The sequence below is a fragment of the Arsukibacterium sp. genome, from assembly GCF_033721375.1.
In the GTDB taxonomy this organism is placed as follows: domain Bacteria; phylum Pseudomonadota; class Gammaproteobacteria; order Enterobacterales; family Alteromonadaceae; genus Alishewanella.
This window is the reverse complement of record NZ_JAWWAP010000006.1, coordinates 321,042-331,782: the sequence shown is the minus strand read 5'-3', so window position 1 is coordinate 331,782 and position 10,741 is coordinate 321,042. Positions and strand designations below refer to the sequence as shown.

Annotated in this window: 20 protein-coding genes; all 20 read left to right on the top strand. The window is 43.6% G+C overall.

Features of this window, described 5'->3' with window-relative positions:
• The first annotated feature begins 158 nt into the window (after nt 1-158).
• The gene (locus R3187_RS11710) at nt 159-905 is read left to right on the top strand and encodes a hypothetical protein (RefSeq protein ID WP_318967230.1); all 747 of its coding nucleotides are present in this window, start codon (nt 159-161) and stop codon (nt 903-905) included.
• Between the two features lie 108 nt (nt 906-1,013).
• Nucleotides 1,014-1,445: a hypothetical protein gene (locus R3187_RS11705; protein ID WP_318967229.1), complete on the top strand. Its 432-nt coding sequence runs from the start codon at nt 1,014-1,016 to the stop codon at nt 1,443-1,445.
• 101 nt (nt 1,446-1,546) lie between these two features.
• A complete protein-coding gene (locus tag R3187_RS11700) occupies nt 1,547-1,879 on the top strand; it encodes a hypothetical protein (RefSeq protein WP_318967228.1) in 333 nt (110 codons plus the stop codon).
• A 108-nt stretch (nt 1,880-1,987) separates the two neighbouring features.
• Nucleotides 1,988-2,467 carry a hypothetical protein gene (locus R3187_RS11695; RefSeq protein WP_318967227.1) on the top strand — a complete coding sequence of 160 codons (480 nt, stop codon included), beginning with the start codon at nt 1,988-1,990 and terminating at the stop codon, nt 2,465-2,467.
• Nucleotides 2,468-2,992: 525 nt separating this feature from the next.
• Nucleotides 2,993-3,427, top strand: coding sequence for a hypothetical protein (locus R3187_RS11690; RefSeq protein ID WP_318967226.1), 435 nt, complete (start codon nt 2,993-2,995; stop codon nt 3,425-3,427).
• Between the two features lie 87 nt (nt 3,428-3,514).
• A complete protein-coding gene (locus R3187_RS11685) occupies nt 3,515-3,832 on the top strand; it encodes a hypothetical protein (protein WP_318967225.1) in 318 nt (105 codons plus the stop codon).
• Between the two features lie 88 nt (nt 3,833-3,920).
• Nucleotides 3,921-4,394, top strand: a complete 474-nt coding sequence (locus R3187_RS11680; protein ID WP_318967224.1) for a hypothetical protein — start codon at nt 3,921-3,923, stop codon at nt 4,392-4,394.
• Nucleotides 4,395-4,463: 69 nt separating this feature from the next.
• Entirely contained in the window at nt 4,464-4,697 is a 234-nt protein-coding gene (locus R3187_RS11675) for a hypothetical protein (protein ID WP_318967223.1), read from the top strand.
• 115 nt (nt 4,698-4,812) lie between these two features.
• A complete protein-coding gene (locus R3187_RS11670; RefSeq protein WP_318967222.1) occupies nt 4,813-5,043 on the top strand; it encodes a hypothetical protein in 231 nt (76 codons plus the stop codon).
• 84 nt (nt 5,044-5,127) lie between these two features.
• On the top strand, nt 5,128-5,511 hold the full coding sequence (locus tag R3187_RS11665) for a hypothetical protein (RefSeq protein ID WP_318967221.1): 384 nt from the start codon (nt 5,128-5,130) through the stop codon (nt 5,509-5,511).
• A 111-nt stretch (nt 5,512-5,622) separates the two neighbouring features.
• Nucleotides 5,623-5,901, top strand: a complete 279-nt coding sequence (locus R3187_RS11660) for a hypothetical protein (RefSeq protein WP_318967220.1) — start codon at nt 5,623-5,625, stop codon at nt 5,899-5,901.
• A gap of 55 nt (nt 5,902-5,956) precedes the next feature.
• Nucleotides 5,957-6,313 (top strand): DUF6984 family protein, encoded by a 357-nt coding sequence (locus R3187_RS11655; RefSeq protein WP_318967219.1) that lies wholly within the window; start codon nt 5,957-5,959, stop codon nt 6,311-6,313.
• 49 nt (nt 6,314-6,362) lie between these two features.
• Complete coding sequence (locus R3187_RS11650; protein ID WP_318967218.1) at nt 6,363-6,659, top strand: hypothetical protein; 297 nt, start codon at nt 6,363-6,365, stop codon at nt 6,657-6,659.
• Nucleotides 6,660-6,795: 136 nt separating this feature from the next.
• Nucleotides 6,796-7,050 (top strand): type II toxin-antitoxin system prevent-host-death family antitoxin, encoded by a 255-nt coding sequence (locus R3187_RS11645; protein WP_318967217.1) that lies wholly within the window; start codon nt 6,796-6,798, stop codon nt 7,048-7,050.
• Nucleotides 7,043-7,306 (top strand): Txe/YoeB family addiction module toxin, encoded by a 264-nt coding sequence (locus tag R3187_RS11640; RefSeq protein ID WP_318967216.1) that lies wholly within the window; start codon nt 7,043-7,045, stop codon nt 7,304-7,306. The genes R3187_RS11645 and R3187_RS11640 overlap by 8 nt, the downstream gene beginning before the upstream one ends.
• A gap of 69 nt (nt 7,307-7,375) precedes the next feature.
• Nucleotides 7,376-8,422, top strand: coding sequence for a serine hydrolase domain-containing protein (locus R3187_RS11635; protein WP_318967215.1), 1,047 nt, complete (start codon nt 7,376-7,378; stop codon nt 8,420-8,422).
• Nucleotides 8,423-8,499: 77 nt separating this feature from the next.
• Nucleotides 8,500-8,652: a hypothetical protein gene (locus R3187_RS11630; protein WP_318967214.1), complete on the top strand. Its 153-nt coding sequence runs from the start codon at nt 8,500-8,502 to the stop codon at nt 8,650-8,652.
• 49 nt (nt 8,653-8,701) lie between these two features.
• Nucleotides 8,702-9,403: a hypothetical protein gene (locus R3187_RS11625; RefSeq protein ID WP_318967213.1), complete on the top strand. Its 702-nt coding sequence runs from the start codon at nt 8,702-8,704 to the stop codon at nt 9,401-9,403.
• A gap of 18 nt (nt 9,404-9,421) precedes the next feature.
• The gene (locus R3187_RS11620; protein ID WP_318967212.1) at nt 9,422-9,631 is read left to right on the top strand and encodes a hypothetical protein; all 210 of its coding nucleotides are present in this window, start codon (nt 9,422-9,424) and stop codon (nt 9,629-9,631) included.
• 18 nt (nt 9,632-9,649) lie between these two features.
• Nucleotides 9,650-10,588, top strand: coding sequence for a YihY/virulence factor BrkB family protein (locus R3187_RS11615; protein WP_318967211.1), 939 nt, complete (start codon nt 9,650-9,652; stop codon nt 10,586-10,588).
• Nucleotides 10,589-10,741 lie beyond the last annotated feature (153 nt).

Genomic DNA, 10,741 nt, shown 5'->3' with positions numbered 1-10,741 from the left:
TACACAATCCTGTAAATTAATTGTTCCCTAAAAATACAAATTCCATTAGCATCAGTTATACCAAAAATTAAGTGAACCGGGCCGTTCAACAGGAGTTTATCCGTCTCTGAACAACGTGCCGGATAAAACACTAAAGCGTTATACGATCCGGTGAGGTTATGAGTAAGCAACAGATCAATGAAGAGTATGAACAGTTTTTAAATCATATGTCTGATTTGGCTCTTAGGCAGAGGGTAATTCATAGTTCGTTTAAAAGAGAATTTGAAATACTTGCAAAGTTCAAAAATGACTCGGCATCCGAAATTGTGAGTTACGACGCGCTTGGTTTCATGAACCTGTTTACTGGAAAATTCGAGAGGTATACCTCAAGGAAAACCTCATATTCAGAATTAGAAAATGCAACCATCCGTCAAAAAAATAATCAATATTGCTGGTTGGTTGTAGATGCATATGAAAGATTTGAGAGCTTAATATTTAAAATTCACGAATTACTGATTGGTGAGAGTCTCCCCAAGAAGAACAGGGAGCTAAAGAAAACGCTTTGTTATTTTAGCTATACCTATAGTTCAGTCAGTAAAGCTGAAAAAACAAACTTTTCGGGTGTTAACTTGAAGATTGCCTTACTTATGGTTGAAAAATTAAGGCACAAAGTGGTTCATGCTCAGGGAGTGATAGACGATGAGAAAGTGTTTATTGATAAAATCCTCTCTGACTCAGGCATAAACAACGATAAGGATCTACATGTGAGGTTTATTAAGCAATTCATTTGTGATGGCAGGGTAAATATCCTTGAACGCTCAGTTCAAAGTGATTCTATAGTCTCTATGTATCATGATGTGTACGCAAATATTGCTAGCTACCTTGTAGGCTACTCAAAATTGGTTGTTGATACTGTAAATGTGTAGTTTTTCGTATAACAAGCGCAGTCACAATCGGCCACTGTGTGGCCTGGACCTCAACCGCTGCGCGGGTTTCGGCCTGTGCTGCGTGCGTTATAAAACACAGGGATAGTCATGCGTTTTTCCATCGGCAATTCACACAGCGGTCGTATTGAAATACAGATACTTAGATATGAAAGAGATGCCTCTGGATGTATCTATGATGACAACTGGTTATCGGTGACTGTTGATTTGTCATTTGGCGGTTTTAAAGGTTGCTTTGATGCAGCTTTTTTAACAATGGATTTGAAGTCTTTTTTAACTGAGGCAGAAAAGCTCTATAGTAGTTTGAAAGGCACCGCTAAATTTGATTCCATGGAGAGCCAGCTTGTTTTTACCCTTGAAGGAAATGGCAAGGGTGGTATTTCCCTGAATGGTATAGCGCTTGATCAGGTCGGCACTGGTAACGAGCTGAAGTTTTTTGCTGAACTTGATCAAACTGAGCTTGAGGTTTCCTTAAAAGAGCTACGAAAAGTAGTTAATGAGTTCCCAGTTCGTGTTTTATAACAAGCGCCTTAAACATCGCGGCCTGCGGCCGCTGGACTCGCAACAAGTTGCTCGCCGTTTAGGCGTGCGTTATGCCGTTCGTTAGTAGTAAGTGAGATTGTATGAAAGAGATTTATGGTATTTTTCTTGTTGTCGTCGTTTTCTTCATTCCATTAGGCTATCTCGTTTACGCCGCTTTTGATTTGGTTCGAGATTTTCCAAGATTTCGGCGTGTCTGGAATAGAATGCCAAACTTTGAAAAGCACTTAACAAAAGCTGGTCTTCTAATGTTTTTACCTTTGCCACTGCTTAAAGCAAGTGATTGGGCCAAGGACTATGTATTTGCAGTGATCATTGAAATGTTGCCTGCGATCGCCGGTGGTTTTTTTGTAGCCGGTATAATTGCCTTCGTGCGAGAGTTTCATGCTAATGAGTCTGAATCAAATGATGCATAACAAGGCCACTCAAACCGGACAAAAACTCGCTGTCACTTTTCTTGCAAACGGCGCAACAAAAGCGCCATCAACTTTTTGCCGCTGGTGGCGGCGTTAGTGTTACAAACCATGAGCACCGAAGAAGAATTTTTGGCAGTTAAATATGCAGCAGGAATACTGCACACTAATGACATCCTTGAGTATGTTAACTCTCAATTGGATAAAGGCATTTGGTCGGATGTTTTTCTTGAAATAATAGATTGCGAGCCAAAAGTTTGGTTAAGTATCTCAACGCTATTCGAAAAATACCTAAAGGAAATAGGTGTGCTAATTCCAACATTAGAAGAAGCTGCAAGGGAGCTAGTTGAGCATCATGTTCTATTAATTGCTTCGGGCAAAGTAACACCCTCTGTGCATTTTAGAAAGTTACTCGAAGAGATTGATAATTATGACTATTACAGCAAAACAAAAGACTATCTCGGAGATAATCTAGGTATACATCAAATGTACGGTTGGTACTACGCAGATTGCTGTACGGCTGATGAAATAAACCAAGGCATTCTTGACGCTAGCAAAGTTTGGGTTTCCAAGTATGCAAAAAAACACTAACAAGCGCATGTTTTCGGACTGGTTTTCCGCTGCGCTCCAAACCAGCCGCAAATGCGAGCGTTACATGTAAACCTATGCAAAAGTACGAGTGTGGAAATTGCTCTCACCTGTTCGATGAAGAAGAGCGAATTTGTGAGAATTGGCGAGAAAGAGACAAGTCTCTTATCTGCCCAATGTGCAGGCACTATCTAGTAGAGACATACGATAACGCGCTGGAAAGGAGGATTGGCAACTGGTTTCTGGCATCCTTGGTTGTTGCATGCATGTCCTATTTTATTGTCGTGTTTGTATTGGAGGCTAGCAGCTATAAAAGCCTGATTCTGGTAGTAGGGTTTTTGGTGGTAGCTCCACTGATGGTGGGTTATCGTGTCGTCGGAACCCGCCGCTTTATAGGTAATATAGGCACTAAGAGCATTGGCCGATCAAACATGTAACAAGCAAATTAAGTACGCTCACTTCGTTCGCCCGACGCTCGCAAGCTCGCGCGGCTTATTTGGGCGTTATGCAGTTTGTTGAGATCCAGTAATGTCAAAAGTTAGCAACCTGATAAAAGCTGATTTTCTTATCTTGGTAGTCCTCGCTGTGCTTTTTATTGGATGGTTTATAAACAGCAGAAGTGATTCAAATATCGGCAACATCGATCTGGCAGGTAGTGTTCTTACCTGCGAGAAAGATAAAAAGTGGTCACATTATTTAGGTTACTTTGGCTTACATAACGAACAATACTATACCTTACAAAAATACAGTTCTTGTGACGCTTTTAAAGCGGAAATGGCTGGTAAATCGTTAATGGCAAAGTACTTAAAATCTAATGGTTTAATAGTCGAGTTAAAAAGCGACGATCAGATTTTGTATAATTCGGGCTTTGCCGGATCTGCTTTTGCTTTGGTATTTGCCTGGTTTTTAGCATTTACCGTAATAAGATTGCCAGTACGCTGGCTTCTAAAAAAACATGCATAACAAGGCAAGTCAGCATCGCACCTTCGGTGCTGGACTCGCTAACGCTCGCCGCTGCTTGCGGCGTTATACAACTAAATGGAATCAAGCATGGATGTAACTTTCAAGAAAATTTCAAAGGGCTCTTTGTTTAAGCTTCTAGCAATAGGTTTGTTTACGGGCTTTTTTGTCGTGTTCACCGTTTTTGGTGTGGCAGCTTTGTTTGGTGCGGATACCGTAAATTGGAACGATGTTCCTGTTCATGGTTTTTCTGGTTTTCTGCTTTCTTGGGTTTTATGGCTCTTCTTTAGTTTGTTCTTCACAGTTTTTACCTGGCTGATCTGCATCTTGGGTTTATGGTTATTTTCGTTTAAGCAAAACTTAACCTTAAAGTTCAAAGGGGTAGTAGATGGTTCGCAAGTTGTATAACAAACCGCGCCATTCGGGGCCTTCGGCCCCTGCGACGCTCACAAGTTCGCGCGCATGCGCGGGGCGTTATATTTTCATGGAGAGTTCAGTGTTAGATAACATTGAAAAATGGATAGATGAAACTCTTGAAAAATACTCAAGAGAAAGAACATCATGCGAAGTATTCGCAGAGAAATTTACAGGATTTTATCCAGTAGAATTTCTGAACTCATGTTATTTTGTAGTGGTAGATGAAATACCTAAACCAGATTTTCCTGAGCTACATGAAATGGGATTAACTGATTTTATTGAAATGGATGTTGATGGAATTACATACAAAAACACGTATTTCATCAAAAAAGGTTTTGAAACCGATTACCGTTTACACTTCCACGAACTGGTTCATGTGCTTCAATGGCAGCTTCTTGGAGCACAATCGTTTATTCAACGATATATACAAGAAATCAATATGCATGGTTATCGCAATGCGCCATTAGAGAAAATGGCATACGGTCTGGATTCGTATTTTGCAGCTGGGCAAAAACCAGCAAATATACCTGCATTCGTGCAAATGAAAATATAACAAGAAATTCCAGGTGACGCCTACGGCGCACCTGAATTAGGCGTTATGTGGGATCGCAGAGAAAAGAGCATGGATGAATATTCCAAGATCGAAAAGTACATTGTAGCGAGTGATGTTGGTGCTGATAGGGATGGAATTGGTATAGAGATTTATTCTGGTAACGAGATGCTTCTAGAGGTCTTTCGAGATGACACCAAAAAGACCAGAGAAGTGACCCTTTACAAAACGGAACTCGATCTTGAGCTTGTAGAGCAAGCTATTGCGCTATTCAAAAAGGAAATCCCGTGGGAATTTCAAGAATAACATTGACTTGCAAGTCGCCACATAACAAGGCGCATCACTCACGGCCTTCAGCCGCTGGGACGTCAAACGCTAACGCGTTTTTCCGCCCGTGTGCTTTGCGTTATGAGTATGAAGAATGAATAACGATATCCAGCTTCACAACAGGTGGCTTGGCGGAGAAAAGCTCGAAGCGTTTGAGTTTATGCACAATGAATACGTGCGGGTGATTTCAGGGCAATATAGCGGAGAACAGGGATCAGTCGTATCGATAGTACAGATTGAGGAAAACCCTTTCTATATCTTGGAAACCGAGGCAGGAAAAGACATTGAGGTCAAAGAAACTGAAATTGAACGCGCCAACTCATAACCAAGCGTATCAGTTCGCCGCCGCAAGCGGCGGCAGGACGCTCGCAAGCTCGCGCCTCTGTACGCGGCGTTATAAGGCATAAGCATGGACATTCAGTGGCCAAATCAAACCGAAATTTGGGAACTAAATAGATTATTTGGGTTTAATGCTACTGGCTATGAGCAAGACTGGGGAATTGAATTTTCAGATGAAACCCGAGCAGAAGAATTCTTCTTGTCATACGTCAATAATGAATTATCAATACCACAAAAAATGTCAGTTATGCAGCTGATTCTGGCATCCTTTGATGAATTAATGTACACAGGCCAAGATAACAAAAAATTGTGGCAGCAAATTGCGAATGCATTAGTAAATGAGGCTTCTATTCATATGCACACCATCGAATATTGGTGCTGCGATGGTGAAACAAATAAAGAAAATATGTTTCCCACTACACCAAGAATGCGAGAAGTAGCAAGTGCCTTATAACAAATTGCTTAATTTCGTTCCGGCCACAAAAAGCGTGGCCTCCACTGGACTGCCTTCGCTGCGCTGCGGCAGCCAATTAGCAAAGCTTTATACATACAGGAGACTCAATAGATGGAACTCAATTCGATTGAGGATGTTAGTGCTCTTAATGAGTACCAAAAAGTTAAACAGATTGAACGTATCAAGAACAAATTACGTCGGCTTAGCTTCGTCCCTGCATTTTTCTGCGCGGTAATGTTGCTCTATGTTTTTGTTTTTACGTGGTTCGAGGCACCATGGACAATTATGCATTTACTACCAATAGCAATAGCAATTGGCAGTGTTGGTTATTCAAACGTGCAGCGCACTGATTTACTAGGGCAGCTTTTTAAATTGAAGTATGGTGAGTAATCTATGTATAGCAATCGCCAACACAACGCGCCTGTGGCGGGCGTTATGAGTTTTGATGATGCGTACCCCAACGACCGGTGAAGTAAGAATTCTTCAGAAATTATTTGAGCGGGCAGTGATGCCGTTTGATGCAGAGTCATTATTGGTGGATTCAATGGATGACGGCGGTATGGGTAGCTTAAAAATTGGGAAAGCTCATTCTGAACGTAGCTTTGGCTCAGTATGTGCGGAGTTAGAACTTAACGATGATGATGGCAAACCAGTGCTATTTTCGTTGTATTTGGATACAGCTGGCAACCCTTATGAAATGGATGCTTTTAAGAGTGATTATAGTGAAGCGACCATGCTCAAAAACAACTCAAAACAAGACGCATCACGCGCAACCTGCGGCTGCTTGGACGCCAAACGCTAAATTTGGGCGTTATGTGCAAAAGCGGTCACATTAAGGAGTAAGACCACGGATGGACAGAATACGAAATATACATTGGCCAAGTTGTTTTTGGTTTCTTGTTGCCATCATTTCCGCCGCTGCCTTTGTAACTGAGCAGAAATTTTCTTTGCTATTACAGGCTGTAGGCTTTACCTGTCTGGGCTATGCGAGCATCCGGCTTGTGCCTGGGGACTTCTTCACCCGGAAGCTGTCGCTATCAAAATTAATTCAGGCAAAAACTGAGTATCGCGGATTTGATGTGTTAATTCAGTCTTTAGGTTTACTGCTTTTAATTATCAGTTTGGTGCTTGGTCATGTCATTAGCTGATAGCAAGCATAGCCACAATCGGTCACTACGTCGCCTGGACCTCAACGGCAAAGCCGGTTCATCTATGTCCCTTTAACTGTACAAGTTGAACTGTGAGTAATATACTTGTCCCGTAAAATGTACATGTGGAGGTTGTATGAGAATTGTGTCTTTTACAGAAGCAAGAAATAGCCTGAAAGCAGTTTTAGATTCCGTCGTTAATGATGCAGATACAGCAGTCATTACTCGCCGTGATTCGGAAGATGCTGTTGTTATGTCGCTAGACTACTACAACAGTCTGATGGAAACAGTGCACTTACTGCGCTCACCCGCCAATGCTGAGCATTTGAATCGCTCAATTGAACAATTCAAAGCTGGTAAGGTAACCCGCAGAGAATTGATTGATGAGTAGTCGTTTACTATCATGGACTGACGAATTCTGGAGCGATTACCTGTACTGGCAAACTCAGGACAAAAAAACACTCAAACGAATAAACAAGCTTATAAAAGATGTTAGACACTCACCGTTTGCAGGCATTGGTAAGCCAGAGCCGTTAAAGGAAAACTTAGCGGGTTTTTGGTCCCGACGTATAGATGATACGAATCGATTGATCTACGCAGTCGATGATAATGCAATTACGATTATCTCGTGTCGTTACCATTACTAACCCTCTGAGCTTAGTGGCAATGCGTTAACTTAAGCTGAGCATATTCGATAAATTACCGACAGACGTATTATGAACAAGAAAAAAACAAAAGTAATAATACGGATAGCACTGTTAGTCGCGACGGTATGCTCGTTGTTTTTTGTGCCATGGTTGCTGGTAACAGCCTGGATACTGCCACTGCCAGACACGGTGCAACAGCAGTTAGATGAAGCCGTTAATCACGGTTTTACCGGCGCCATTGTTTATATCGATTACCCCGATAAGCCCGGCGAGCAGTTTGCGTCTGGCTGGCATGACAGAGAGGCAGAAATAGCCGCCAGGCCACAGGCTTTGTTTAAAATTGCCAGTATCAGCAAACTGTATGATGTGGTGGCGGTAACTAAACTGATCAGTGACGGACGGCTTTCTCTGGATAAAACACTGGCTGATTATTTACCGCAACTGGTCGGCAGAATTGAGCACGCAGATAGCATAACGTTGCGACAGCTGATCCAGCATCGTAGTGGCATTCCGAATTTTACTGATGCCCCCAATTTCTGGGCTGCTCCAACAGCCACCTTTGACGACAGCCTGGCCCTGATCCTGGATAAGCCAGCCAACTTTAAGCCTGGTGAAGATTACGAATACTGCAACACGAACTATTTGTTAATCAATAAGATAATGGATGATGAACTGGGCTACAGTAATTTCCGGTTCATTCAGCAGCGCATTTTGATGCCACTGAACCTTAACAACACCTTCAGTTCACTGGATGAGGTGAATATTGACGAGGTAATGAGTGGTTATCATGTCGGGCATCCTTATGATTTAAAAGCTGATGAACACGGTATGTTAGCCACAGCCGAGGATGTCGGGGTATTTCTCAGGGCCCTGATCGAGGGTACGCTGTTTGCTGACGGAGAGCGGGAAATCTATTCCTCTGTCTATAAGTATGAGCATGCCGGCTGGGTGCCTGGCTATCAGAGTTTCGCGGAATATAACCCGGAGCTCGATGTGGTTGTTATTGTGTTCTACAGCACCACAGACCCTGAACTGTACAATTGGAACCTGTCACAAATCATTAATCGCCGGATTTTTAAAATACTGAAAAGACAACTAAACTCAGCCACAGGTTAATGCCTTGCCACAAAAGCTAACCTGACCCGTGATGAGTACGAGTTGCATCAGGGGTTAGTGAAGAGGAGTGATTTTATATGGAAAACATGGGTTTTATTTTTGGAATTATCGGCATGTCGATGGGAACCATGGGCCTGGTGTTTGGCATATTATCAATATCCCGGCTTGATAAGCTTGAGAAAAAATTGAAAGAGCTTGATGTGCTGAGCAACGATTTTACCTCAAGCTGATGCCAATCCTGCGAATAGTTGGTAACAGCTGTTGGTATGGTTGAATTTTATGATGTTACGCAGCAGAGATTTGACCCAAACCAGGCAATGGCTGACAGAGGCTGAGCGCGCGGCTATTTGTGATGTGATTACAGCAAGCTTTGCCAATGTGTCGGCCACTGCGTATCTGGCTAAGTACTTTGATAGTGCAGAGGCATTTCAGCGCAAGCTAAGGTTGTATTTTGCCGGTGAAAAATTAGTGGGTTACTGCCTGCTGGTGTTTACTGCGGCGTCGACAACGGTGTTAATTCAGGCGTCAGCGGGTTTTCTGCCTGAATACCGGCAAGGTGGTAATACGTTTCAATTCTCTATAGCCGAGAGCTTTAAATGCTGGCTGCGTCGGCCCTGGCGCAAGTTGTATTATGCTGACACTATGCTCAGCCCGGCAATGTACCGGGCTATTGCCAAAAAAACCGCTATTATCTGGCCACATCCTAAACGTACGGCACCCGCTGAACTGTTTGAGCGTTTCAATCAAAGTGGCGAAATCAGCCAGCAGACATTAACACGTTGTCTGGTGCAGGTAGGCAGGGTAAGTAACTACTCGGGCAGTGAGTTAGCGGCGTTTAAAGCCAGCAATAAGCCTGAAATTCAATATTTTCAGTTTATTAACCCCAACTATAATAATGGGGTAGCACTGTTTGTCATTATCCCGGTTAATCTGAAGCAGTTTTTCCTGACGGGGTTAAAGATGATTGGCGTTAAGGCGTAAACCGGAGGGAGGATGATTATGCAACAAACCACCGTTTCATTTACCCAGACCGGGTTGGTTTTAGCTGCATTTGCATTGATATCAGCGGTATTAAGCTATTTGGTTGTCGCTAAAGTTTTAATTCCAAAAGGTATGGCAAAGACCAAAGGCATCATAATTGGCAAGGCCGGCACCATGCTGTTATTTATGTTAGCCTCATTTATTTATCTTTATTTCCGCTATAGCTAGACAAAGGTATCTTTGACTATGGTTTTAAGTATCTACAACAAACTCCCGGCTGGCATCCGCCACTGGTTAAGTATTCTGGGTGCTACCAGCCGCTACTGGCTGGGCAGTCAGGCCTTTATTTATGCCGCTGCGCTGGCATTTTTCACCGTTTTTTCTATCGCACCGATCCTGGTGGTAGTGGTGGCGCTGGTTGGGCTGGTAATCGGCGAGAGCGCGGTGCAGCAGCAATTGTTTACTCAGCTTGAGGCCACACTTGGTCCGCAAGCCGCTGGCGTGGTGCAGACGGCTGTAGTTAATTCGCAAATTGACCAAAGTGGTATCTGGCCGGCCCTGATCGGGATCCTGGCGACTATCGTCGGTGCCACGACGGTATTTGCCCAGATGCAGCAGTCGCTGAATCAAATCTGGGACGTGGCGCCGCGCCCATCGAAAAGCAACCTGTGGATTTTTATTAAAAGCCGCTTACTGTCACTGACCATCATTCTGGCGATTGGCTTTATTATGCTGGTGTCATTGTTGTTGTCGGTGGCACTGCGCAGTGTTATGGCCTACGCCGAGGGCTGGCTGCCGGTACCCGGCTGGATGATGGTAGGCATGGAGTTAGTGCTGTCGCTGCTGGTGATTACTCTGTTGTTTGCCGCGATGTTTAAAATTTTGCCCGACGTGCTCTTGTCGTGGCGGGACGTGCTGCTTGGTGCCCTTATTACCGCGGTGTTATTTACTGCAGGACGTTCTCTGATTTCTATCTACCTGGCTTATACCGCGACGGCATCAGCTTATGGTGCTGCCGGTTCACTGGCGCTGCTGCTGTTGTGGGTTAATTATTCGTCAATGATCCTGTTGTTTGGCGCCGCTTTTACCCGGGCGCACCTTGAAGCCAGAGGCAAGCCTATCCGCCCCAAAAGCACCGCAGTATGTGTGCAGCGCCAGCTGGTCGATGAGGTATCATCAGGCTGAGGTTTAAAAACGGCGGGTAAGGGGAAAACCAAGCTGCAGTTTTAATACACCTTTGAAACTGGCCTGTTTAACGCACGACAGCTGCTAATTTTAGTAAAAACGGTATGATGCGCGGCATTATTTTAAGCCGCAGCTACTTGCGCACTTAGCAGT